The sequence below is a fragment of the Citrobacter sp. R-1.5.2 genome (genome assembly GCF_035064245.1).
GTDB lineage: Bacteria > Pseudomonadota > Gammaproteobacteria > Enterobacterales > Enterobacteriaceae > Citrobacter.
This window is the reverse complement of record NZ_JASEYC010000007.1, coordinates 41,701-66,398: the sequence shown is the minus strand read 5'-3', so window position 1 is coordinate 66,398 and position 24,698 is coordinate 41,701. Positions and strand designations below refer to the sequence as shown.

At 52.5% G+C, this 24,698-nt stretch carries 26 protein-coding genes; 18 read left to right on the top strand and 8 right to left on the bottom strand.

Annotation, left to right across the window (positions count from 1 at the left end; translation table 11 throughout):
- Positions 1–54: 54 nt before the first annotated feature.
- The 12 genes from QMN38_RS14255 (at position 55) to trpS (ending at position 10,239) form a co-directional block, all read left to right on the top strand.
- A complete protein-coding gene (locus QMN38_RS14255; protein WP_323605244.1) occupies positions 55–834 on the top strand; it encodes a type IV pilus biogenesis protein PilM in 780 nt (259 codons plus the stop codon).
- Complete coding sequence (locus tag QMN38_RS14250) at positions 834–1,373, top strand: PilN domain-containing protein (protein ID WP_271456017.1); 540 nt, start codon at positions 834–836, stop codon at positions 1,371–1,373. Before QMN38_RS14255 ends, QMN38_RS14250 begins: the two co-directional genes overlap by 1 nt.
- Entirely contained in the window at positions 1,357–1,824 is a 468-nt protein-coding gene (locus QMN38_RS14245) for a HofO family protein (RefSeq protein ID WP_271448659.1), read from the top strand. Before QMN38_RS14250 ends, QMN38_RS14245 begins: the two co-directional genes overlap by 17 nt.
- Positions 1,814–2,218, top strand: coding sequence for a HofP DNA utilization family protein (locus QMN38_RS14240; RefSeq protein WP_323605243.1), 405 nt, complete (start codon positions 1,814–1,816; stop codon positions 2,216–2,218). The genes QMN38_RS14245 and QMN38_RS14240 overlap by 11 nt, the downstream gene beginning before the upstream one ends.
- On the top strand, positions 2,130–3,368 hold the full coding sequence (gene hofQ, locus QMN38_RS14235) for a DNA uptake porin HofQ (RefSeq protein WP_323605242.1): 1,239 nt from the start codon (positions 2,130–2,132) through the stop codon (positions 3,366–3,368). The genes QMN38_RS14240 and hofQ overlap by 89 nt, the downstream gene beginning before the upstream one ends.
- A 405-nt stretch (positions 3,369–3,773) precedes the next feature.
- Positions 3,774–4,295: a shikimate kinase AroK gene (gene aroK / locus QMN38_RS14230; RefSeq protein ID WP_003023552.1), complete on the top strand. Its 522-nt coding sequence runs from the start codon at positions 3,774–3,776 to the stop codon at positions 4,293–4,295.
- Between the two features lie 57 nt (positions 4,296–4,352).
- On the top strand, positions 4,353–5,441 hold the full coding sequence (gene aroB / locus QMN38_RS14225; protein WP_005121642.1) for a 3-dehydroquinate synthase: 1,089 nt from the start codon (positions 4,353–4,355) through the stop codon (positions 5,439–5,441).
- Positions 5,442–5,537: 96 nt separating this feature from the next.
- On the top strand, positions 5,538–6,842 hold the full coding sequence (damX, locus tag QMN38_RS14220; RefSeq protein ID WP_323605241.1) for a cell division protein DamX: 1,305 nt from the start codon (positions 5,538–5,540) through the stop codon (positions 6,840–6,842).
- A 117-nt stretch (positions 6,843–6,959) separates the two neighbouring features.
- Positions 6,960–7,796: an adenine-specific DNA-methyltransferase gene (gene dam, locus QMN38_RS14215; RefSeq protein ID WP_137361508.1), complete on the top strand. Its 837-nt coding sequence runs from the start codon at positions 6,960–6,962 to the stop codon at positions 7,794–7,796.
- Positions 7,797–7,813: 17 nt separating this feature from the next.
- Positions 7,814–8,491 (top strand): ribulose-phosphate 3-epimerase, encoded by a 678-nt coding sequence (gene rpe / locus QMN38_RS14210; RefSeq protein WP_040231743.1) that lies wholly within the window; start codon positions 7,814–7,816, stop codon positions 8,489–8,491.
- The gene (gph, locus tag QMN38_RS14205) at positions 8,484–9,242 is read left to right on the top strand and encodes a phosphoglycolate phosphatase (RefSeq protein WP_323605240.1); all 759 of its coding nucleotides are present in this window, start codon (positions 8,484–8,486) and stop codon (positions 9,240–9,242) included. Before rpe ends, gph begins: the two co-directional genes overlap by 8 nt.
- Entirely contained in the window at positions 9,235–10,239 is a 1,005-nt protein-coding gene (trpS, locus tag QMN38_RS14200; RefSeq protein WP_271448652.1) for a tryptophan--tRNA ligase, read from the top strand. Before gph ends, trpS begins: the two co-directional genes overlap by 8 nt.
- A gap of 70 nt (positions 10,240–10,309) precedes the next feature.
- Here the strand turns inward: trpS and QMN38_RS14195 are convergent, their stop codons facing one another.
- From QMN38_RS14195 to tsgA, 6 genes are all read right to left on the bottom strand, one after another.
- Positions 10,310–10,477 carry a YhfL family protein gene (locus QMN38_RS14195; protein WP_271441406.1) on the bottom strand — a complete coding sequence of 56 codons (168 nt, stop codon included), beginning with the start codon at positions 10,475–10,477 and terminating at the stop codon, positions 10,310–10,312.
- Between the two features lie 261 nt (positions 10,478–10,738).
- Positions 10,739–12,112 carry a siroheme synthase CysG gene (gene cysG, locus QMN38_RS14190; protein ID WP_271457495.1) on the bottom strand — a complete coding sequence of 458 codons (1,374 nt, stop codon included), beginning with the start codon at positions 12,110–12,112 and terminating at the stop codon, positions 10,739–10,741.
- Positions 12,113–12,138: 26 nt separating this feature from the next.
- Positions 12,139–12,942, bottom strand: coding sequence for a nitrite transporter NirC (gene nirC, locus QMN38_RS14185; RefSeq protein WP_271455115.1), 804 nt, complete (start codon positions 12,940–12,942; stop codon positions 12,139–12,141).
- A gap of 172 nt (positions 12,943–13,114) precedes the next feature.
- Positions 13,115–13,441 (bottom strand): nitrite reductase small subunit NirD, encoded by a 327-nt coding sequence (gene nirD / locus QMN38_RS14180; protein ID WP_323605239.1) that lies wholly within the window; start codon positions 13,439–13,441, stop codon positions 13,115–13,117.
- Entirely contained in the window at positions 13,438–15,981 is a 2,544-nt protein-coding gene (gene nirB / locus QMN38_RS14175; protein ID WP_323605238.1) for an NADPH-nitrite reductase large subunit, read from the bottom strand. The genes nirD and nirB overlap by 4 nt, the downstream gene beginning before the upstream one ends.
- A gap of 305 nt (positions 15,982–16,286) precedes the next feature.
- Positions 16,287–17,468 carry an MFS transporter TsgA gene (gene tsgA / locus QMN38_RS14170; protein ID WP_323605237.1) on the bottom strand — a complete coding sequence of 394 codons (1,182 nt, stop codon included), beginning with the start codon at positions 17,466–17,468 and terminating at the stop codon, positions 16,287–16,289.
- A 266-nt stretch (positions 17,469–17,734) separates the two neighbouring features.
- Between tsgA and ppiA the strand changes: the two genes are divergently transcribed.
- The 5 genes from ppiA (at position 17,735) to argD (ending at position 21,071) form a co-directional block, all read left to right on the top strand.
- Positions 17,735–18,307 carry a peptidylprolyl isomerase A gene (gene ppiA, locus QMN38_RS14165; protein WP_137381141.1) on the top strand — a complete coding sequence of 191 codons (573 nt, stop codon included), beginning with the start codon at positions 17,735–17,737 and terminating at the stop codon, positions 18,305–18,307.
- A gap of 106 nt (positions 18,308–18,413) precedes the next feature.
- Positions 18,414–18,581, top strand: coding sequence for a YhfG family protein (locus QMN38_RS14160; RefSeq protein ID WP_137381140.1), 168 nt, complete (start codon positions 18,414–18,416; stop codon positions 18,579–18,581).
- Entirely contained in the window at positions 18,571–19,173 is a 603-nt protein-coding gene (locus QMN38_RS14155) for a putative adenosine monophosphate-protein transferase Fic (RefSeq protein WP_323605236.1), read from the top strand. Before QMN38_RS14160 ends, QMN38_RS14155 begins: the two co-directional genes overlap by 11 nt.
- Before the next feature lie 31 nt (positions 19,174–19,204).
- Positions 19,205–19,768 carry an aminodeoxychorismate synthase component 2 gene (gene pabA, locus QMN38_RS14150; protein WP_323605235.1) on the top strand — a complete coding sequence of 188 codons (564 nt, stop codon included), beginning with the start codon at positions 19,205–19,207 and terminating at the stop codon, positions 19,766–19,768.
- An 85-nt stretch (positions 19,769–19,853) separates the two neighbouring features.
- Positions 19,854–21,071 carry a bifunctional acetylornithine/succinyldiaminopimelate transaminase gene (gene argD / locus QMN38_RS14145; RefSeq protein ID WP_323605234.1) on the top strand — a complete coding sequence of 406 codons (1,218 nt, stop codon included), beginning with the start codon at positions 19,854–19,856 and terminating at the stop codon, positions 21,069–21,071.
- 90 nt (positions 21,072–21,161) lie between these two features.
- On the opposite strand, the gene QMN38_RS14140 is transcribed toward argD, so the two are convergent.
- Both QMN38_RS14140 and crp read right to left on the bottom strand, forming a co-directional pair.
- Positions 21,162–23,249: a YccS/YhfK family putative transporter gene (locus QMN38_RS14140; protein ID WP_271442322.1), complete on the bottom strand. Its 2,088-nt coding sequence runs from the start codon at positions 23,247–23,249 to the stop codon at positions 21,162–21,164.
- A gap of 51 nt (positions 23,250–23,300) precedes the next feature.
- A complete protein-coding gene (gene crp / locus QMN38_RS14135; RefSeq protein ID WP_000242758.1) occupies positions 23,301–23,933 on the bottom strand; it encodes a cAMP-activated global transcriptional regulator CRP in 633 nt (210 codons plus the stop codon).
- Between the two features lie 308 nt (positions 23,934–24,241).
- Here crp and QMN38_RS14130 point away from each other — a divergent pair, with 308 nt between their 5' ends.
- Positions 24,242–24,646, top strand: coding sequence for an OsmC family protein (locus tag QMN38_RS14130; protein WP_202037578.1), 405 nt, complete (start codon positions 24,242–24,244; stop codon positions 24,644–24,646).
- The last annotated feature ends 52 nt before the right edge of the window (positions 24,647–24,698 follow it).

Below are 24,698 nucleotides of genomic sequence, written 5' to 3'. Positions count from 1 at the left end.
CCAGACGCATTGATATACCCGTTGAAGCAACGGGTGATAAGGAGATCATCAGCAATGGCTTTTCGTATATGGAAAATTGGTCTGCATATTCAGCAACATGACGTGTTGGCTGTCGCTATCGTTCGTGACGCGTCCGGTTGGGTCCTACAACGCTGGTGGCGTATGCCGCTGGCACATCAGGTTGTCGTCGATGGCCACATTCGTGAGCCGGAACAGCTCGCTGCGGTGCTCCTGCCGTGGAGCCGTGAGCTACCGTACAGGCACCATATTCACCTTTCTTTTCCTGCCAACAGGACGTTACAAAAAAAGTTACCCCGTCCGGCAATGATCCTGCGCGAACCAGAGCAAACGGCATGGTTGTCTGGGGCGATGGCTCGTGAACTGGATATGGAGCCGGATGCGCTGCAGTTTGATTATAGCGAAGACGCACTAAGCCCGGCATTCAACGTGACTGCGGCACAAAGCAAAGAAATATCGGCACTCCTGACACTGATGCATCCCCTGAAAGTACAGGTTACGGCCATTACGCCGGATGCCAGCGCCTTGCAGCGATTAATGCCTTATTTACCCAAGTATCAATCATGTCTGGCATGGCGCGATGATACCCAATGGCTCTGGGCGAGCCGCACGGCATGGGGACGTAAATCGACGGGGGAAATTGACGATATCGGCGCGCTTGCCGCGGCATTATCTCTTTACCCTGCGGATATTGCGCTATGTGACACCGGTGGCTTTGATCCCTTAAATGCGGTGTCCGTCCGCCAGCCACCGATTCCTACGGAAAGCCACAACTTTGCTGTTGCGCTTGGGCTGGCGATGGGAGGTGTGTACTGATGACGGCGACCATCAATCTTTTGCCCTGGCGTCAGTCGCGGCGGTATGCCTGTCTGCAATGGTGGGGAGCGTTATTGAGTGGATCTTTACTGGCTATTGTGGGTATCGCATTGGGTTATTACGCGCTTTCTCGCGTAGATAATCGGGTCGAATTACTGTTGTCAGAAGCCGAAAAAACGCGGGCTGAAGCTCTGATAGCGCTCAAACCGCACCTGCAACAGCGACAACAACAATGGCAGCAGGCGCAACAAAGAGAAAAACGGCGTGAACAGATGCGAAGCTGGCAGTCTGTTTTACAAGGGGTGGCGGAGTTGCTGCCAGAACAGGCGTGGTTAACAGGAATGACCTGGCAGCAGGATACGCTGGCGCTGACAGGGCTGACGCTGAACATTACCGCGCTGCAGAGACTGGAGACGCAACTACGCAAACACCCCAGGTTTCAATTGGCAAGCTCAGGGGAAACGCGACAAGATTCGCAGGGACGCTGGCAGTTTCACTATCGTCTGATACGGAGCGTTATGCATGCAGGCGCTTTGTGATGGCTGGTTAGCACAGACGCCGAGGTTTCGACTGTTGTGCTGGGGCGGCTGGATGTTGGTCCTGATCACGGCTGCGCTGCTGTGCCTTTATCCTGCAGAGCAGCAACGGAAGGCGCAGCAGGCAGCATTAGTCCGCCAACGCGTGGCGATTCAAGATCAATGGCGCAATTTGTATCTGTTGGCGTCATCGGTTGGGAAACCCTTTTCCCCCACTGAAGCGAGGCCAGTTCCTTTTTCCCCATTGCTATATCAAACCTCTCTTACACGTCTGATCCACTGGCAGCCCTCCGTACGGGGAGGTGAACTGGCGCTGAAAACTGCGTGGGATGCGGTCCCACAGGTGTTTGCCCAACTGGCGGAACAGGGGATGAGTACGAGTCAGTTTTCTCTTCGTGCAGAAGATGCTGATGTGTTGTTGACGATACAGCTGGAGCGTCGGAATGATGACTAAGCGCTGGCTGTTCGCATGTTTTAGCGTGCTGCTGCTGACCGGCATGCGCAATCCCTTTCAGCCGCCAGAGGATCACTGCCGGATGGCTGAGTTGTCGGCATGGCGTTATCAGGGGGCGGTGATCCAGGGAGGACGCTCAATTGGTTTTATTCGGGATGGTCAACACAAATGGCGGAGGGTCGAGCAGCGAGATGTTTTGAATAACATCTGGAGGGTATCTCAGGTGACAGCCCAAAGCGTAACTATCGACACAGGGAGCGATTGTGAGCCATCACAGTGGCAGTGGCAACGACAAGGAGAGGCGAATGAAGCGGTGGATAGTCATCGTGCTGATGACCGTAATACCCAGCGTGCTGGCCGGGAAGGCACAAAACATGACGCTGGTGGTGGATGATGTTCCCGTTGTCCAGGTGCTGCAGGCGCTGGCGGTGCAGGAGAAGAAAAATCTGGTGGTGTCACCGGATGTCAGTGGCGTGCTGTCATTGCATCTGACGGATGTGCCGTGGAAACAGGCATTGCAGACGGTGGTCAAAAGCGCCGGACTGGTGTTACGCCAGGAGGGAAACATCCTGCATGTGCATACTGTACGCTGGCAAAACGAAAATGCAGCCCGCCAGGAGAGTGAACAAGCGCGGATTCAGGCCGGTTTGCCGCTGGAACATCGCAGCATAATTTTGCAATACGCGGATGCCACTGAGCTGGCAAAAGCCGGTGAAAAACTGCTGAGTGCTAAAGGAAGTATAACGGTCGATAAACGTACCAACCGCCTACTGCTGCGAGACAACCCTGTTGCGCTAAACATACTGGAACAGTGGGTGGCGCAAATGGACTTGCCCGTTGAGCAGGTCGAACTGGCGGCGCACATCGTCACGATTAATGAAAAAAGTTTGCGTGAGCTGGGGGTGAAGTGGTCGCTGGCAGATGCACAACTGCCAGGGGCGGTGGGGAATGTCACCACGCTGACCAGCGATCTTTCCGTGTCTACTGCAACATCGCGGGTGGGATTTAATATTGGCCGCATTAATGGTCGTTTGCTGGAGCTTGAGTTGTCTGCACTGGAGCAAAAACAGCAGCTCGATATTATTGCCAGTCCTCGATTACTGGCTTCTCATCTGCAACCTGCCAGTATTAAGCAGGGCAGTGAAATCCCGTATCAGGTTTCCAGCGGTGAAAGCGGCGCAACGTCCGTCGAATTTAAAGAAGCGGTGCTGGGGATGGAAGTAACGCCAACCGTGCTGCAGAAAGGGCGGATCAGACTGAAACTGCATATTAGCCAGAATGTTCCCGGACAGGTGCTGCAGCAAGCGGATGGCGAAGTGCTGGCCATTGATAAGCAGGAAATTGAAACCCTGGTGGAGGTTAAGAGCGGTGAAACGATCGCGTTGGGCGGGATTTTTTCACATAAAAATAAATCAGCAGCTGACAGTGTGCCGTTACTCGGCGACATTCCGTTGCTCGGCCATTTTTTTCGTCATGATGGTAAAGAAGATGAGCGGCGTGAGTTAGTGGTTTTTATCACGCCCAGACTGGTCCCAACAGAATAACTTATGCATGAAAACCCGTTGTTTTTGCGCTGAACACGTTTCAGGGATTTGACGTGCGGGTGTATTTAGCATACAAGGAGTACCGATTTGAGTGTCGGGACTTTTCTTTACTTATGCAGCAGTGAATAACGCTTCGCCTTTCCGGTGGTGTGTCATAGGCTTATTTGGCGTCATTTGGCTGCACGACACGTCGTCAGGCCAGATGTTTGCAGGGTAGCATGCCTGCCACGACCAGAAATGCGTAAGGTTTGGTGATTTATTCAGTTGCCAAACCCGCTTGAGTATTGAGATAATTTTCAGTCTGACTCTCGCAATATCTTATGAGGTTTCAGTTCATGTCCTGCTGCGCTGGGTGTCTGCGAAGCGGGTTTACCATTAACGAATAGTCTTAGTAGTACCGAAAAAATGGCAGAGAAACGCAATATCTTTCTGGTTGGGCCTATGGGTGCCGGAAAAAGCACTATTGGGCGCCAGTTAGCTCAACAACTCAATATGGAATTTTACGATTCTGATCAAGAGATTGAGAAACGAACCGGAGCTGATGTGGGCTGGGTCTTCGATGTAGAAGGTGAAGACGGCTTCCGTGATCGCGAAGAAAAAGTCATCAACGAGTTGACGGAAAAACAGGGTATTGTGCTGGCAACTGGCGGTGGCTCTGTTAAATCACGTGAAACACGTAACCGTCTTTCCGCGCGTGGCGTCGTGGTCTATCTTGAAACGACAATTGAAAAACAACTTGCACGTACTCAACGTGACAAGAAGCGCCCGCTGCTGCAGGTAGAATCGCCGCCGCGTGAAGTTCTGGAAGCATTGGCTGACGAACGCAACCCTCTGTATGAAGAGATTGCCGACGTGACCATTCGCACCGACGATCAGAGCGCGAAAGTCGTAGCAAACCAGATTATTCATATGTTGGAAAGCAACTAATTCTGGCTGAATACACACTCGTCTGCGGGTACAAGTAACTAAGGTGGATGTCGCGTAATGGAGAGGATTACAGTCACTCTCGGGGAACGTAGTTACCCTATCACCATCGCGGCTGGTTTGTTTAATGAGCCAGCTTCATTCTTACCGCTGAAATCGGGCGATCAGGTTATGTTGGTAACCAACGAAACCCTGGCTCCCCTTTATCTCGATAAGGTTCGCGGCGTACTTGAACAGGCGGGTGTTAACGTTGATAGCGTTATCCTTCCCGATGGTGAGCAGTATAAAAGCCTGACGGTTCTGGATACGGTCTTCACTGCGTTACTGCAAAAACCGCATGGTCGCGATACCACGCTGGTCGCACTTGGCGGCGGCGTGATTGGCGATCTTACCGGTTTTGCAGCAGCCAGCTATCAGCGTGGTGTGCGTTTTATTCAAGTCCCGACAACGCTGTTGTCGCAGGTTGACTCCTCCGTAGGCGGTAAAACCGCCGTAAACCATCCCCTCGGTAAAAACATGATTGGCGCGTTTTACCAACCGGCTTCCGTGGTGGTGGATCTCGACTGTCTGAAAACGCTTCCTGCGCGTGAATTGGCATCGGGCCTGGCGGAAGTGATCAAATACGGCATCATCCTTGACGGTGAATTTTTCAGCTGGCTGGAAGAAAATCTGGACGCATTATTACGCCTGGATGGTCCGGCAATGGCGTACTGTATTCGCCGTTGTTGTGAGCTGAAAGCAGAAGTTGTCGCCGCGGACGAGCGCGAAATGGGCTTACGTGCTTTACTGAATCTGGGACACACGTTTGGCCATGCTATCGAAGCTGAAATGGGTTATGGCAATTGGTTACATGGCGAAGCCGTCGCAGCAGGTATGGTAATGGCTGCTCGCACGTCAGAACGTTTGGGCCAGTTTACCTCCGCTGAAACGCAGCGCATTATTACGCTGTTGCAGCGCGCAGGTTTACCGGTGAATGGGCCGCGTGAAATGTCTACACAGGCTTATTTGCCGCACATGCTGCGAGATAAAAAAGTGTTGGCGGGAGAGATTCGTTTAGTGCTTCCGCAGGCAATAGGGAAGAGTGAAGTGCGCGGCGGAGTGTCGCACGAGGTGGTTCTTAACGCGATTGCTGATTGCCAGCAGGCGTAACAACAAGAAAGGTCAGGCTTGCGTTGTAAAGCGTAAGTCTTTTAGCTTCAGGTTATATGCAAAGTCGTAAGCATTAACCTTTGAGTGGGGTGTTAAATGGATGAATTCAAACCAGAAGACGAGCTGAAACCCGATCCCAGCGATCGTCGTACTGGTCGTTCTCGTCAATCGTCTGAACGCGATAATGAGCCGCAAATCAATTTTGATGATGTTGATCTGGATGCCGACGATCGCCGTCCTGCGCGCGCACGTAAAGAGCGTGATGAAGAGCAGGACATTGAAGAAGACTATGAATCTGATGACGATGCTGTGGATGAAGAACGTGTAGAACGTCGCCCACGCAAGCGTAAAAAAGCGGTCAGTAAACCAGCCTCCCGTCAGTACATTATGATGGGTGTGGGTGTTCTGGTGCTGCTACTGCTGATTGTCGGTATCGGTTCCGCACTGAAGGCCCCCTCATCTTCCTCTTCCAGTGAGCAGGCTGCGTCTGGTGAGAAGAGCATCGATCTTTCTGGCAGCAATGCGACGGATCAGACGAACACCACAATGCCTGCGACGGGTGCTGAGCAGACCGCTGGGAATACGCAGCAGGATGTTTCTCTGCCGCCGATTTCCTCTACCCCAACTCAAGGCCAGGCACCTGCAACAGCAGAAGGTCAGCAGCGCGTTGAAGTTCAGGGCGATCTGAACAATGCGCTGACACAGCCGCAAGGTCAGGCACAGGTTAACAACGTCGTCGTCAACTCTACGCTGCCAACTGAACCCGCTACCGTAGCACCTGTTCGCAATGGCAATGCAGGGCGTCAGACGGCGAAGACTGAGCCAGCAGAACGTACTGCAACTGCGCATCAGGAACGCAAACAGGCTGTTATTGAGCCGAAGAGCAAGCCGCAGACCACGGTAAAAGCGACGCCGGCAGAGCCAAAACCTGTCGCTCAGGCGAAACCGACTGTGACCGCGACCGCGCCGACGACAACAACGAAAGCGCCAGTGGTAACCGCGACACCTAAAGCGTCAACTGAGCCAAAAGCAACGGCAAGCGCCGCGCCAGCTCAGCAGACAGCAACACCTGCACCAACGACAGCAACACCGGTTGCGGGTGGGGCGAAAAGTGCAGGGAACGTTGGCGCGTTAAAATCAGCGCCATCCAGTCACTACACGCTGCAGCTCAGCAGTTCCTCTAACTACGATAACCTGAATGGTTGGGCGAAGAAAGAGAACCTGAAGAACTACGTGGTGTACCAGACGACGCGTAACGGTCAACCGTGGTATGTTCTGGTGACGGGCGTGTATGCGTCTAAAGAAGATGCGAAACGTGCAGTGTCTACGTTACCCGCCGACATTCAGGCGAAAAACCCGTGGGCAAAACCGCTGCACCAGGTTCAGGCCGATTTGAAGTAAGATAGGATATGTTCTGCAATGGTTTGCTGTTTCGCCCAATTGCGGGACAAAGACTAAAGCGCAGGATGCTGTCGGAGCTTTCTCCACAGCCGGAGAAGGTGTAATTAGTTAGTCAGCATGAAAAAAAATCGCGCTTTTTTGAAATGGGCAGGGGGGAAATACCCCCTGCTTGATGATATCAAACGGCATTTACCTCAGGGTGAGTGCCTGATTGAACCCTTCGTGGGTGCCGGGTCGGTGTTTCTCAACACCGACTTTTCTCGTTATATTCTTGCCGATATCAACAGCGACCTTATCAGTCTCTATAACATCGTGAAGACGCGTACCGATGAGTATGTGCAGGCTTCACGTGAGCTGTTTATGCCTGAAACGAATCAGGCTGAGGTGTACTACCAGTTCCGGGAAGAATTTAATGCCTGCCAGGACCCGTTCCGACGTGCAGTGCTGTTCTTATATCTCAACCGTTTTGGCTATAACGGGTTATGCCGTTATAACCTGCGCGGTGAGTTTAACGTCCCCTTTGGTCGTTATAAAAAACCCTACTTCCCGGAAGCCGAGTTGTACCATTTTGCTGAAAAAGCGCAAAATGCAGAGTTCCATTGCCTCTCCTATGAAGAGTGCATGGATCGCGCGGATACCAACTCTGTGGTCTACTGTGACCCGCCATATGCACCGCTCTCGGCGACGGCAAATTTCACCGCGTATCATACCAACAGCTTTAGCCCGAAAGAGCAGGCGCACCTGGCCGAGATGGCAGAAAAGCTGGTCAGTAAGCAGATCCCGGTGTTAATTTCGAATCATGACACGCCGGATACCCGTGAATGGTATCGAGCGGCGAAACATTTTCAGGTCAAAGTGCGGCGCAGTATAAGCAGCAACGGCGGCACACGTAAAAAGGTGAACGAACTGCTGGCGCTATACAAACCAGGAGTCGCAACGCCTGCGAAAAAATAATTCTCAAGGAGAAGCGGATGAAACAGTATTTGATTGCCCCCTCAATTCTGTCGGCTGATTTTGCCCGCCTGGGTGAGGACACCGCGAAAGCACTGACGGCGGGTGCTGATGTCGTTCACTTCGACGTCATGGACAACCACTACGTGCCGAACCTGACCATCGGCCCGATGGTACTGAAATCGCTGCGTAAATATGGGATCACCGCTCCGATTGATGTTCATCTGATGGTGAAGCCAGTCGATCGAATTGTCCCTGACTTCGCAGCAGCCGGTGCCAGCATCATTACTTTTCATCCGGAAGCCTCCGAACACGTCGATCGCACTTTGCAGCTGATCAAAGAGCATGGCTGTAAAGCGGGGCTGGTGTTCAACCCGGCCACTCCGCTGAGCTATCTGGACTATGTCATGGATAAGCTGGATGTGATCCTGCTGATGTCTGTTAACCCAGGTTTTGGTGGACAGTCCTTTATCCCGCAAACGCTGGATAAGCTGCGCGAAGTACGTCGTCGTATTGATGAGTCTGGCTATGACATTCGTCTGGAAGTGGATGGCGGCGTCAAGGTGAACAACATTGGTGAAATTGCGGCTGCCGGTGCGGATATGTTTGTCGCCGGCTCTGCTATTTTCGACCAACCAGACTACAAAAAAGTCATTGATGAAATGCGCAATGAACTGGCGAAGGTAAGTCATGGATAAATTTCAGGACATTCGGGGCGTAGCATTTGACCTCGACGGCACGCTGGTTGACAGCGCGCCGGGATTAGCCGCTGCGGTCGATATGGCGCTGTATGCGCTGGAGCTACCGGTGGCGGGTGAAGAGCGTGTCATTACCTGGATTGGTAATGGTGCCGATGTGTTGATGGAGCGTGCGCTTGCCTGGTCTCGTCAGGAGCGTGCGACCTTACGTAAAACGATGGGCAAACCGCCTGTTGATGATGATATTCCCGCTGCGGAACAGGTGCGAATTCTGCGCAAGCTGTTCGATAGATATTACGGCGATGTCGCCGAAGAGGGGACGTTCCTGTTCCCTGATGTCGCCGACACGTTGGGCGCACTGCATGCCAACGGATTGCCGCTGGGTCTGGTGACCAATAAACCGACCCCGTTTGTCGCGCCGTTACTTGATGCGCTGGATATTGCCAAATACTTTAGCGTGGTCATTGGTGGTGATGATGTGCAGAACAAAAAACCGCATCCGGACCCGTTGCTGTTGGTGGCAAGCAAGCTTGGTATCAAGCCTGAGCAAATGCTCTTCGTAGGGGATTCACGTAATGATATTCAGGCGGCAAAAGCTGCTGGCTGTCCGTCCGTTGGCCTGACCTATGGCTACAACTACGGTGAGTCGATCGCGCTGAGCCAGCCCAACGTTATTTACGACCGTATTAATGAACTACTGCCCGCTCTCGGGCTTCCGCATAGCGAAAATCAGGAATCAAAAAATGACTAAGCCCATCGTTTTTAGTGGCGCACAGCCCTCAGGTGAATTGACCATTGGCAACTATATGGGTGCGCTGCGTCAGTGGGTGAGCATGCAGGATGACTACCATTGCATCTATTGCATCGTTGACCAACATGCTATCACCGTTCGTCAGGATGCCCAGCAACTGCGTAAAGCCACGCTGGATACGCTGGCGCTGTACCTGGCGTGTGGCATCGATCCTGAAAAAAGCACCATCTTCGTACAGTCGCACGTGCCGGAACATGCACAGTTAGGCTGGGCACTGAACTGCTACACCTATTTCGGTGAACTGAGCCGTATGACCCAGTTCAAAGATAAATCGGCACGTTATGCAGAGAACATCAACGCCGGGCTGTTTGATTACCCGGTGCTGATGGCGGCGGATATTCTGTTGTATCAGACCAACCAGGTACCGGTTGGTGAAGATCAGAAACAGCACCTGGAACTGAGCCGCGATATCGCCCAACGCTTTAACGCCCTGTACGGCGATATCTTTAAAGTGCCTGAGCCGTTTATTCCGAAATCCGGTGCGCGCGTCATGTCGCTGCTTGAACCGACGAAGAAAATGTCCAAGTCGGATGACAACCGCAATAACGTGATCGGCCTGCTGGAAGATCCAAAATCAGTGGTTAAGAAAATTAAACGTGCAATGACCGACTCTGATGAGCCGCCGGTTGTGCGTTACGATTTGCAGAACAAAGCTGGCGTATCCAACCTGCTGGATATTCTCTCTGCCGTTACTGGTCAGAGCATTTCTGAGCTGGAACAGCACTTTGAAGGCAAAATGTATGGTCATCTGAAGGGGGAAGTCGCAGAAGCCGTCTCCGGCATGCTGACCGAACTCCAGGAGCGCTATCACCGTTTCCGTAACGATGAAGCCTTCCTGCAGAAAGTGATGAAAGAGGGTGCGGAAAAAGCCAGTGCGCGTGCCTCTGTTACGCTGAAAGCTGTGTATGAAGCTATTGGCTTTGTTGCCAAGCCGTAATGCTTTCTGCGTTGCCGAAAAAACCGGGAATTTCCCGGTTTTTTTGTATCTGCGCAAAGAGATTTATTGATTATTCAGCCGCTGCGCCGCAACCGCCAATCATTTTAGAAATCGAGATTGCCGGGTGCAGCAGGTAATCATACGAGCAGGTTTTATTACGGTTTTCAACATGACCCGTACAAGCGGTCAGCGTGGCCAGAATCCCTGCCACAACGGCAATTTTTGCAATCTTAAGCATAACGAAATCCTTGTAGATATAACTATTTATATATATGAAAAAAATGGAAAAAATCCATTTTCCGCCGGTGAAAATATCAAGTAATGGAACAGGGAGGTAGTCCAGATAAGGACTACCCAAAGACAAGGAAATATGCTTTAAAAAACAGGTGGGAAATAAAAACGGCAGTCAGGAAAGAGATTCCAGGACTGCCGTTTGTGTTAATTAGCGGAACGATTTCAGAACGGTATGCGGTTGGTTATTTCGCTGAGTTGTTGGGAATCAATGGTTAGAGAACCAGTTCAGCTTATCGCGTAATCCCACAACACGGCCCACGATAATCAGCGCCGGGCTTTCAACCTGTTTTGCCAGTTCACCGAGCTGTGTCAGCACACCGCTGACGACGCGCTGTGTTACAGCGGTACCATTCTCGACCAGGGCAACCGGCATATCAGCTTGCATACCAAACTCGATGAGTTTTTCCTGAATCGTCGCCGCCTGATTCAATCCCATGTAGAACACCAACGTTTGTTTCTCTGCCGCCAGGTTTTCCCAGTCCAGTTCACCGCCTGTTTTCAGGTGTCCGGTAACCAGACGAACGCTCTGCGCATAATCGCGATGGGTCAGTGGGATACCGGAGTAAGCAGAACAACCAGAAGCAGCGGTAATGCCTGGTACGACAGAGAATGGAATACCGGCATGACACAGGGTTTCCAGCTCTTCACCACCGCGTCCAAAGATGAACGGGTCACCGCCTTTCAGTCGCACTACGCGTTTACCTTGTTGCGCTTCGCGCAGCAGGATCTGGTTGATCTCTTCTTGCGGTACGCAGTGATAGCCCGCACGTTTGCCTACGAACACACGGTCTGCGTCGCGACGCACGAGGTTCATGATATCGTCGGAAACCAGACGGTCATACACCACAACATCAGCTTGCTGGATCTGCTGTAACCCTTTCAGAGTCAGCAGCCCGGCATCACCAGGACCGGCACCGACCAATACCACTTCACCCCGGTGATCCAGCGGTTCGCTGAGCAACTGCTCAGTGGTTTCCTCTACAGCTTGCTGATCGTTGTTCGCCAGCGACTGCGCCAGGCGGTCATTAACAAACAATTTTTCCCAGAAGCGGCGACGTTCACCCATGCTGGCGAACTGTTTTTTCACGCGGGAGCGCAGTTGCCCGGCATATTGTGCGACCTGGCCCAGATGCTGCGGCAGCACGGATTCGAGTCTTTCACGCAGCAGGCGGGCAAGAACAGGGGATGTACCGCCTGAGGAGACCGCCACCATCAGCGGAGAGCGGTCGATAATGGAAGGCATGATAAAACTGGCTGCTTTTGGCGCATCGACCACGTTGCAGAAGATACGACGTGATTCTGCGGCGGTGCTGACGCTTTGGTTAACGGCATCGTCATCAGTAGCGGCAATAGCCAGCCAGCAGGTGTCGAGCAGGGACTCATCGAACGGCCCCTCAACCAGCGTCAGCATATTTTCATCTGCCCATACTTTGAACTGCGGAATAAACGCCAGCGCATTAACCGTTAAACGGGCGCCCGCTTCCAGCAGTAACCGCGCTTTGCGTTCTGCGACATCACCACCGCCGACGATCAAGCAGTCGCGGTCACGTAGTTGACAAAATATAGGCAAATGATCCACGACATTACCCCTTAATTATTTGGCTGTTATGCCAGATTCTCAGCTTGGTTGATTTTTGCCGGAACAGGACGCTCCGATTTTGGCGTAGCATACCAATAACCCAATCCCATGAATACGACACCGGACAAAGTATTACCGAGTGTCACCCACAGAAGGTTATGACCAATTCCGGACAGGGTATAGGCCTCGCTGTGATGGCCGAACCAGGAAAGGGCAAACAGCGTCATATTGGCTACGGAGTGTTCATAGCCGGACGCGATAAACGCCAGCAGACACCACCAGATTGCAAGGAACTTCGCCGCGCCTTCGGTGCGGATTGCCATCCAGATTGCCAGACAAACCAACCAGTTACACAGGGCGCCTTTAAAGAACAGTACTGTTGCAGGTGCGGTGGTTTTCGCCAGCGCGACCGTATGCACGATGCTGGTGTCGACCGGCAGCAGACTGCCACCGCCCCAACTGTATAACAGAGCGACAAACACAGAGCCCACGAGGTTGCCGAGCCAGGTTTGTGGCAGAATCGCCCACATTTGACCGTGGCTGATGGTGCCCGCTTTAACGCCGAGCGTGAGAAACATCGTGTGACCGGTGAACAGTTCTGAACCGGCGATAATCACCAGCGTTAAGGCAATACCAAAGGTTGCACCCATTACCAAAGGACGTACGGACGGATCGAGTAAATTACCGAGAGTAAAAATAAGAATGATGCCGAGCCCCACATAGGCTCCCGCCATTGCTGAGCTGACCCAGAATCCGAGTGGATTATTTGCCGACAGGCGTGCGATGCGCGCAGCGTTAGCCGCACACTTATTAATAGTGTCTGTGAACATGTGTTGATTATCCTTGAAGTACAAAAATAAAAAGAAATCGTAACCGTAGGCCGGATAAGGCATTTATGCCGCCATCCGGCAATTGCCTGATGGCGCTATGCTTATCAGGCCTACCAATAAAAGACCTACAAATACGTCAAAAAAGGGAGGCGTTGCGCCTCCCAAAAATAAGTTAACCGCGCAGTTGCACCATGCCGTCTTTCACTCGGGCTTCGTAATGCTTCACGGAAAACTGTTCGTCTTCCATGCACAGACCGTCGCTTAAGCGAAAACGCTGTTTTTTGAGCGGACTGGCGACCCACAGCTCACCCTGATGTTCAGCAATCAACCCACGCGACAGTACGCTGGACTCAAAGAATGGGTCGATATTGCTGATCGCAAACACCTGATCGCTGTGATACGGGCGAAAAATAGCAACCTGCTCAGTACCTAACAGGGCGCAGGCGCCTGTCGCAGGCAGAATGTCATCGATTTTGCAGATGTTTTTCCACTGGCTCATGCGTTTTCCTCCACCAGAGTCACCGGAATACGCTCATAAGGCGTAGCCGGACGATGTTGTTCGCGCTCAGGGACAACCTGAACATTCGGATCGCGTTGATCGCTGTTGATAAAGTGTTTGAAACGAACCTGCGCGGACGGCGTGTTGACCGTTTCTGTCCACTCACACACTACCGCTTCACGCAGACGGGCCATCTCTTCTTCCAGGTGCTGGTTCAGGCCCAGTTTGTCGTCGATGATGACGGACTTCAGATACTCGATACCGCCTTCCAGGTTATCTAACCACGGTGCAGTACGGGTCAGTTTGTCCGCAGTACGGATATAGAACATCATAAAGCGGTCAAGATACTTGAGCAGCGTTTCACGATCGACATCGGCCGCCAGCAGGTCTGCATGACGAGGTTTCATCCCGCCGTTACCACAAACGTACAGGTTCCAGCCTTTCTCGGTGGCGATGATACCGACGTCTTTACCCTGGGCTTCCGCACATTCGCGGGTACAGCCAGAAACACCAAACTTCATTTTGTGCGGTGTACGAATGCCCTTGTAGCGGTTTTCCAGCTCGACGCCGAAGCCAACGCTATCGCCAACACCATAACGGCACCAGGTGCTGCCTACACAGGTTTTCGCCATACGTAGCGCTTTGGCGTATGCATGACCCGTTTCGAAACCGGCTTCAATCAACTGACGCCAGATTTCCGGCAGATCATCTTTTTGTGCGCCGAACAGCCCAATACGCTGGGAGCCGGTGATCTTGGTGTACAGGTTAAACTCACGGGCGATACGGCCCACGGCCACCAGGCCTTCAGGGGTAATTTCGCCACCCGCAGAACGCGGGATCACGGAATAGGTGCCGTCTTTCTGGATATTCGCCAGGAAGTTGTCGTTAGTGTCCTGCAGCGGGGTATGCTGTGGTTTAAGAATGTATTCATTCCAGCAGGAGGCCAGCAGGGAGCCAACGGTGGGTTTACACACTTCGCAGCCGTAACCTTTACCGTGTTTAGCCAGCAATTCTTCGAAGGTTTTAATGCCTTCTACGCGGATCAGGTGGAACAGTTCCTGACGTGAATACGGGAAGTGTTCACACAGGTTGTTATTCACTTCGATACCCTGTTTCGCCAGTTCGGCGTTCAGGACCTGGGTCACCAGCGGGATACACCCGCCGCAGCCGGTACCGGCTTTGGTTTCGGCTTTCAGCGCCGCAACGGTGTGACAACCTTTGTTGATCGCGGCAATCAGCATGCCTTTAGTGACGTCGAAGCAGGAACAAATCTGCGCGCTGTCCGGGAGTTTATCCACGCCGATTGATGGTTTACCGCTGCCTGCGTGCGCTGGCAGAATCAGCGAGTCCGGGTTTTCCGGCAGTTCGATGGCGTTCAGCACCAGCTGTAGCAGGTTGCCGTAATCGCTGGTATCACCGACCAGAACCGCACCCAGCAGGGTTTTGTTATCTTCACTCACGATGAGGCGTTTGTAGACTTCTTTGCTTTCATCGAGATAGACATAGCTACGGGCACCCGGTGTGCGCGCGTGCGCGTCGCCAATTCCGCCAACATCTACGCCGAGCAACTTCAGTTTGGCGCTGAGATCCGCACCTTCGAAAGCGTTTTCAGTTTCGAGGATATGATCCACAGCGACCTGGGCCATTTTGTAACCCGGCGCGACCAGACCATATACGCGGTTGTTCCAGCTGGCGCATTCGCCAATCGCATAGATATCCGGGTCAGATGTCTGGCAGCTGTCGTTAATGACGATGCCGCCGCGCGGAGCGACGTCCAGACCGCACTGGGTTGCCAGTTTGTCGCGTGGGCGAATACCGGTGGAGAAGACGATGAAATCAACTTCCAGCTCGCTGCCGTCGGCAAAACGCATGGTTTTGCGCGCTTCGGTGCCTTCCTGGACGATCTCTTTGGTGTTTTTGCTGGTGTGCACACGCACGCCCATGCTTTCAATTTTGCGACGTAACTGCTCGCCACCCATATGATCCAGCTGTTCAGCCATCAGCATGGGGGCGAATTCAATCACGTGGGTTTCCACGCCCAGGCTTTTCAGCGCTCCGGCGGCTTCCAGACCTAACAGGCCACCACCGACGACGGCACCGCGTTTGCTACGGCGGGCGCAAGCCTCAATGGCGTTGAGATCTTCGATGGTACGGTAAACGAAGCAGTCCTGGGTTTCGGAACCTTTAATCGGTGGGATCCACGGATAGGAGCCGGTCGCCATGATCAGCTTGTCGTAATAGACCGTACGGCCCGCGCTGGAGTGGATTACCTTCTCCTGGCGGTTGATGGTAATTGCACGTTCACCGACTAACACCTTAACGCCATGCTTCTCATAGAACCCTTCACGCACCAGAGAAAGCTCTTCAGCTGTGTGGTGAGAGAAGTAGGATGACAGGTGTACGCGGTCGTACGCTTTGCGGGGTTCTTCACAGAAGACGGTAATATCAAAATTGGCAGCGTCGGATTTATCAAGAAGATCCTCAATAAAGCGATGGCCGACCATACCATTACCGATAATAGCGAGTCTGACTTTGCTCATTTTTGCCTCGATTTCTTTTCTATTACTGCCTACCTTAACGATTCAGCAACCGCGCTTATTGATACAAATCAAATTCGGCCTTATATACTCCTTAAGAGGTATATAACTGATTTGTCAGCATTTTTATAAGTGACGGAATTGACAGGCTTTTCATATTTGTACAATTAGCATACAAATTGAGGGGTTTTAGTGTGTTTGGGCCGACATCGCCAGCGAAAGAAGAGGGTATGAGAATAGGCCGGATGGCGCAGACACCATCCGGCAGTGTGTAGGCCGGGCAAGCGAAGCGCCCTCCGGCACTGAGATTAATGCGTTGCTGGTGCGTTATGCAGGCGATGACGCGTGACGAACCCAAGGATAAAGCACATCACGAACACCACGGCATACAGTCCGTTCGCAGTCTGTAATGCGGCTAATGGGCCACTGTGCGCCACGATAGGACCGGTGACGACGAAGGTGAGCATGGTACCAATGGTGCCGCAGGTCAGCACAAAGTTAACCAGTTTAGGTGAGGCAACTTTGGTCTGCTGAGAACCAAGGGTAATAATGGTGGTATAAATCGCGCTGGAGAAGAAGCCCAGTGTCAGAATGAACCACGGCATATGCTCTGGCGTACCGGTGATGAACAGATACATCAGCACGGTGGCCAGCCCTGCCAGTACGGTCAGAATACGCTGCAAATCGAAGAAACGCAGAATAAAGCTAAACGCCCACATGCCGACCATGTAAGACATCCAGAAGTCACTAACCAGTTTACCGGCATCGTTCAGGCTCATGCCCAGGCTCTTGGCGTATTCCGGAACCCAGGAGATAAAACCAAGCTGACCGAGGATGTAACACAGCGCCGCAATCGCCAGGAACAGCACGCCAATGCCCCATTTTTCTTTCACGGCCGGTGCATCTGACTGTTGTGCATGTTTGCCCAGCGCCGGGAATTCGCAGCCGAAGGTCAGCAGGAAAATGGCGACATATACCAGGCCGATACAAGCATAGACCCAGTACCATTCAATGCTGCGCGCGAGCAGGAAGGCCGCAACCATGGGGAAAATCATGCCCGCCATGCTGAAGAAGGAGTCGGTAAACAGCAGGCGGGAGCCACGCTGGCGACCTTCATACATCTGAGTCACCAGGAACGTACCAATCGACATGGTGATACCACTCACCAGTCCCAGCACAAACATTGCCGCAGAGAACAACGCCAGGCTATGGCTGAGCATCAGCCCGGCGATTGCCAATACCATCAGGATGAAGCCAAAACGCAATTGCGTTTTCAGCGGCACGATTTCCATCAGCCAGGCATTCAGAAAAATAGAGATCAGGATACCTGCGTTCAGGAAGGTGAAGGTGTTACTCATGCTGGAAACGGGCAAATGGAAATAATCCGCGATGTTTCCCATCACCATCCCGGTGACAATTACCAACGCACCTGTCAGGGCGTAGGAGAGAAAGCTAATCCATGTGAGCTTAATGCGATTGCTGTTAGTCATGACTGGCCTGTATAGAAGTGTAAGGCGCATTAACGGCGCCGTGAGCGGGCAGATTTTAGGCGTTTTAGTGATGTATTTAAATATTTTTTGGTAATTACTGAGCCTGTTACATTTTTGTATGTGATCGTGATCACATAGGTATTTCCGGCTATGAGGTTACATTTGTTTCAAGTACGTAAAATTAGGTAAAGGGATGGCCTTGTTCATGAAGGCTCTTTAGAATCAATCCACTTGCTTTAGTTTCTGCTCTCGTTTAAGGAAATCTCATGCTCAAATCGACTCTGGCGGCTGTTGCAGCTGTTTTCGCTCTTTCTGCTATCTCTCCCGCAGCGCTGGCAGCGAAAGGGGATCCGCACGTTCTGCTGACAACCTCTGCCGGTAACATTGAACTGGAACTGAACAGCCAGAAAGCCCCGGTTTCAGTGCAAAACTTTGTCGATTATGTCAACAGCGGTTTCTATAACAACACCACGTTCCACCGTGTGATCCCGGGATTTATGGTGCAGGGTGGTGGGTTTAACGAGCAGATGCAGCAGAAAAAACCTAACCCGCCAATCAAGAATGAAGCGGATAACGGGCTGCGTAACACCCGAGGCACGATTGCTATGGCGCGTACTGCGGATAAAGACAGTGCGACCAGCCAGTTCTTTATCAACATTGCGGACAATGCATTCCTCGATCATGGCCAGCGTGACTTTGGTTACGCCGTGTTCGGTAAAGTTGTGAAAGGTATGGATGTTGCGGACAAGATTGCGCAGGTACAGACCCACGATGTCGGTCCTTACCAGAATGTTCCGTCAAAACCGATTGTTATCCTTTCCGCTAAAGTCCTGCCGTAAGCCTATTTTGCGCGGGTAGTCCCTGCCCGCGTTCTCCCCCCTCTCTGCGTAACCCGAAATTGCTGCTTATACTTGTGGCAAGTGTCGGCTCATTCAGGGAGGTCACGTGAAAAAACTCACCGATAAACAAAAGTCCAGGCTCTGGGCGCAACTGCGAAATGCCAATTTCCAGGCAAGCCGGCGACTGGAAGGCGTGGATATTCCACGGGTTACTCTGAGCGCTGAAGACGCCCTGGCGCGTCTTGAGGAATTGCGGAGGCACTATGAGCGATAAATTCGGTGATGGACGTGACCCCTATTTGTATCCCGGGCTGAACGTTATGCGTAACCGGCTGGGGGTTCATCAGGCGCAGCGTCTGGCGCAGGCAGCTTATGAATTGACGGCGCTGCGTGCTGCCACGATTGAACTGGGGCCGTTAGTTCGAGGTTTACCCTACCTGTGCGCTATTCATCGCCAGCTTTATCAGGATATTTTCGACTGGGCTGGCAAGCTACGCGAAGTGGATATTTATCAGGGCGACACACCTTTCTGCCATTTTGCCTGGATAGAGAAAGAGGGCAACGTGTTGATGCAGGACCTGGAAGACGAGTCCTGGCTGGTGGGATTGCCGCCAGAAAAGTTTGTGGACCGCCTCGCACACTACTACTGTGAAATTAACGTGCTGCACCCGTTTCGCATCGGCAGTGGTCTGGCGCAGCGTATTTTCTTCGAACAGCTGGCGATTCATGCCGGGTATATACTCAACTGGGAGGGCATTCAGGTTGAGGAGTGGAACCAGGCAAATCAAAGCGGCGCCATGGGTGACCTGTCCGCACTGCAGGCGATATTTCGTAAAGTGGTAAGCGAAGCCCTGGAAACTGAGTAGAATAGCGCGGTTCTTCTGTACCGGAGCCGCCATGATCCTGCTTATCGATAACTACGATTCTTTTACCTGGAACCTGTATCAATACTTCTGCGAACTGGGCGCAGATGTCCTTGTCAGACGCAACGACGCGCTGACGCTGGCGCAAATTGATGCGCTGAATGCGCAGAAAATCGTCATTTCCCCGGGGCCATGCACGCCGGATGATGCGGGCATCTCGCTGGATGTCATTCGTCATTATGCGGATAAGATCCCTATGCTGGGCGTTTGTCTGGGCCATCAGGCAATGGCACAAGCCTTTGGCGCGACCGTCGTGCGGGCGGCGAAAGTGATGCACGGTAAGACTTCACCCATTACGCATACCGGGCAAGGTGTTTTTCAGGGATTGGCAAATCCGCTAACGGTGACGCGCTACCATTCGTTGGTGGTCGCACCTGAGACGTTGCCTGAGTGCTTTGAAGTGACGGCGTGGAGTGAAACGCAGGAGATTATGGGCATTCGTCACCGGGAGTGGGATATGGAAGGGGTGCAATTTCACCCGGAGAGCATCCTCAGCGATCAGGGGCATCAACTGCTGGCTAATTTCCTTAACCGGTGATTTATGGTTGCTATTCAGTGATTTTTTATTCATATTTTGTGATTATAATTTCACTAGCATTTCTGCTTAACAGGGTGGTAATGACATGGCAACTGAACAAACTGCAATTACGCGCGCAACATTCGATGAAGTGATTCTGCCGATTTATGCACCGGCAGAGTTTATCCCGGTAAAGGGGAAAGGAAGTCGAGTCTGGGATCAACAGGGTAAAGAGTACGTTGATTTCGCGGGCGGCATTGCAGTGACCGCGTTAGGGCATTGCCATCCGGCACTGGTCGAGGCATTAAAAACCCAGGGTGAAACTCTGTGGCATACCAGTAACGTGTTCACCAATGAGCCGGCGTTGCGTTTAGGCCGCAAAATCATTGATGCCACTTTCGCTGAACGCGTGTTGTTCATGAACTCCGGTACCGAAGCTAACGAAACCGCCTTTAAGCTGGCACGCCATTACGCCTGTGTGCGCCATAGCCCATTCAAAACTAAAATTATCGCCTTCCATAATGCGTTTCACGGTCGATCGCTGTTTACCGTTTCCGTGGGTGGGCAGCCGAAATACTCTGATGGCTTTGGACCAAAGCCCGCGGATATCATCCATGTACCGTTTAACGATCTGCATGCCGTAAAAGCGGTGATGGATGATCATACCTGTGCGGTGGTGGTTGAGCCTATTCAGGGTGAGGGAGGGGTTACCGCTGCCACGTCAGAATTCCTGCAGGGGCTGCGCGAACTGTGCGATCAACATCAGGCGCTGCTGGTGTTTGATGAAGTGCAGTGTGGGATGGGGCGTACCGGTGACCTGTTTGCGTATATGCACTACGGCGTGACGCCGGATATCCTGACCAGTGCTAAAGCTCTTGGCGGTGGATTCCCGGTGAGCGCGGTACTGACGACGCTGGAGATAGCCTCCGCGTTCCATGTTGGCTCGCACGGTTCGACCTACGGCGGTAACCCGCTGGCCTGCGCGGTTGCGGGAGCGGCGTTCGATGTTATTAACACCCCGGAAGTGCTGGAAGGTATTCAGGCCAAACGCCATGCCTTTGTGCAGCATTTGCAGAAAATTGATCAGCAGTTTGATATTTTCAGCGATATTCGCGGCATGGGACTGTTGATTGGCGCTGAGTTGAAGCCGCAATTTAAAGGTCGTGCGCGTGATTTCCTCTACGCTGCTGCTCACGAAGGGGTGATGGTGCTAAACGCCGGGCCAGACGTGATGCGTTTTGCGCCGTCGCTGGTGGTAGAGCAGGCTGATATCGATGAAGGGATGCAGCGTTTTGCCCAAGCGGTAGCGAAAGTGGTGGGCTGATTGCCGGATGGCGGCGCGAGCGCCTTATCCGGCCTACAGGGTAAGGTGTGATTCGTAGGCCGGATAAGCGTAGCGTATCCGGCAAATCTCTTAACCCTTCATGTCCCGCAGTCGGCGGCTCAGCCAGATACCGTGGTGCGGTCGCTGGCGCCAGGCAACAGAAGAGATGGTGTGCATGGTGTTAAGATGCCCCAGTATTCGTTGTAGATGCTGCTCAAGCGTACTTAATGGGCCGTGTGAGAGCATCTCTGGTGATTCGAGAATATTCACATCACCAGAACTTCCCGGTCCGTCATATTCCAGCCGCTGTTGACAGCGCTGGAGTGCAATTTCGCAGGATTCCAGATATCGCTGCGCCAGATCCGGCGTCAACATCGTGTGCTCCCTTGCCAGGGTAGTCATTGCATTGATGTGCTCGACGATGAACTGGCTGTGTGTAACCCACAGTTTCATATCTGCCAGATAGTGCGAGTTAAACCCGGGTTCCTGCATGGCCTGGTTTAAGGAGTTAAACAACGTGTTTTGCGCCTGATTGACCCGCATGCGCTGATACGCCAACGGCGTGGCCTGCGGATCGTTGCTGAGGATTAGGCGGATGGCTTCTTGATCTGCTCCTAGCGCATCGTGAGCGTTCTTACGTAGTAAACCACTCTGCCATTGCGGCCATAGCCAGAGCGTACCGCCAAAGGCGATCAAACAGCCGATTACGGTGTCGACAAACCGGGGCACGATAAACTGTTCCCCGTTCAACGTGAGTAACTGTAGGGTATATACCGCTGTGACCGTAAAGCCCACGGTGGCCCAGCCGTAGTTTTTACGGATGATCAGATAGCTCACCAGGGTTATCAGCAGCATAGCTGCCAGCGTGAAGCCCTCAGGAATATGAAAGTGCAACGTGACGCCGGCAATGACCAGTCCGACAAGCGTGCCCACCGAGCGGTGTAAAATACGCACCCGGGTTGCGCCGTAGCCATTTTGCGTGACGAACAGTATCGTCATCAGGATCCAGTAAGGTTTTGGCAGGTGTAAAGCGCTACCCATTAGGCTTGCAATACTCAACATGACGCTGATGCGTCCGGCGTTACGCAGCGCCGGAGATTTCAACGACAAATAGTTTTTCAGTGCAGGAATTAACGGTAATCGACGCTGTTTATCAGCCATCAAATCCCGGGCATACAGTGGGCGTTGGGTACGCAGCACGCGGGCAATGCGGCTGAAATGCCAGTAGCAAAATTGTCCCACCGGATTATCCGGGTGCTGCCGGGCAATCTTCTCCAGGGTGCCGATCTGCTTTTCCATCGAAAAACGCGTCGGCAAACGGTGATACAAAATGTCATCGGCCAGTACGCGTAGACGTTCCGCAACGGTGCGAGCATTCCAGCGAATCACCTGTTCAGCATGACTACGTTCAACCAGTTTCTGCACTTCTTCGGGTTGATGCAGGCTGACGGAAATATGCTCCTGTAAATCCAGCGCTTCCTGGAAAACACGTAGCAAGCGTTTGTATTCATTATTGTGATGTGCCGACAGCATGTGCATTTGCTGGTAGCACTGGGTAATCAGATCCACGGCTTTCTGTTGACGGACCAGCAGGGGGGGTAGCGCTTTTTCGGGATCGGCATGCTGGGTCAACATGCTGTATTTGGCCTCACAGTAATCGGCTAATTCGCGGTACAACAAACTGAGTGATTCGCGCAGCGGTTGTTCACGCCACATCCAGAACCAGAACCAGTTAAACAGGCCGTACCATACTGTCCCCAGCGCGTAGATCAGCAATGGCTCCCAGACGGGCATGTTCCCGGCCAGACTCAGTGTGAAAATCGCCGCGATCAGTGAGGCGGGCAGAAGTCGTGCATGCAACGGGCTTAGCTCAGCAGTCACACCGAGAATCAGCGTCAGGCCGGTGAGGATCAGCGGCAGGGGTATAGTCTGTGCCAGCAGTAACTGCATTATCAGGCTGCAGCCGGCAAACAGCGACGCGCCAATCACTAAGCGTTTGAAAAAGCGCTTATGTGGGGTATCAAGACCCGCAATATTGCAACAGGCAGGGACGAGGGAGAACAACAGTCCCAGATGAAGCTGACCAATGATAAGACCGACAGCCACAGGTAAACATAGCACCAGCGTCTGTCGTAGTGCGTAGTTGATCTCGGGGTGATAAATCAGTCTTCGCCACATCGGAGCAAACAAAAATGGCGCATTACTACGTAACACGCCATGTCGATGGGATTAACGCGTGCCGTAGACGACGATGGTCTTACCATGTGCGGAGATCAGGTTCTGATCTTCCAGCATCTTCAGGATACGACCAACGGTTTCACGGGAACAGCCAACGATCTGGCCAATTTCCTGACGGGTGATTTTAATCTGCATGCCATCCGGGTGGGTCATCGCGTCAGGCTGTTTCGCCAGATTCAGCAGAGTCTGGGCGATACGACCGGTTACGTCGAGGAAGGCAAGGTTGCCCACTTTTTCAGACGTTACCTGCAGACGACGAGCCATCTGAGAAGACAGGCGCATCAGAATATCTGGGTTGACCTGGATTAATTGGCGAAATTTTTTGTAGGAAATTTCAGCGACTTCACATGCGGTTTTGGCACGTACCCAGGCGCTACGTTCCTGGCCTTCTTCGAAGAGGCCTAATTCACCAATAAAATCGCCCTGATTCAGATAAGAGAGGATCATTTCTTTCCCTTCTTCATCTTTGATCAGCACTGCCACTGAGCCTTTAACGATGTAATACAACGTTTCCGCTTTTTCACCCTGGTGAATCAGCGTGCTCTTCGATGGGTACTTATGAATATGGCAATGAGACAAGAACCATTCGAGAGTCGGGTCTGTTTGCGGTTTGCCAAGCACCATGCGCGGTTATCCTCTGTTATAAGCTGTCTCCAGAGCCAGAACACGACGCTGTCTCTGGGGTTGCAAAAATGTGCTTCCCGCTACCTGGGAAGGGGGCTGCTAAAAATAGATTGCAGCCTGTAATGTGATGTCCTCTGCATACATGCAGTACGTCAATGTATTACTGTAGCATCCCGACTGTTTTAGCATAGCTTTCGCCGTGTGTCTCCTGGTGTCTCGCTTCAGCATGACGCAGGTCGCCTTCCATTGCGAGAATTGTTATGTACGCGTAATCTGTCAGGAAAATTGAAACATTGGAGTTACGAAATATGCAAGCGCGTGTAAAGTGGGTTGAGGGGTTAACCTTCCTCGGTGAGTCCGCCTCAGGCCACCAAATTTTGATGGACGGTAACTCTGGTGATAAAGCGCCGAGCCCGATGGAGATGGTATTAATGGCGGCAGGGGGGTGTAGCGCCATTGATGTCGTGTCCATTCTGCAAAAGGGACGCCAGGATGTCACCAACTGCGAAGTGAAGCTCACCTCTGAGCGCCGTGAAGAAGCACCGCGTCTGTTTACCCACATCAATCTGCATTTCATCGTGACGGGTCGCGATCTGAAAGATGCGTCTGTGTCTCGGGCGGTTGATCTTTCTGCTGAGAAATATTGCTCCGTGGCGTTGATGCTGGAAAAAGCGGTGAATATCACCCATTCCTACGAAGTGATTGCTGCTTAACATATGATGCCGGATGGCGGCGTAGCCTTATCCGGCCTACATAACGATACCG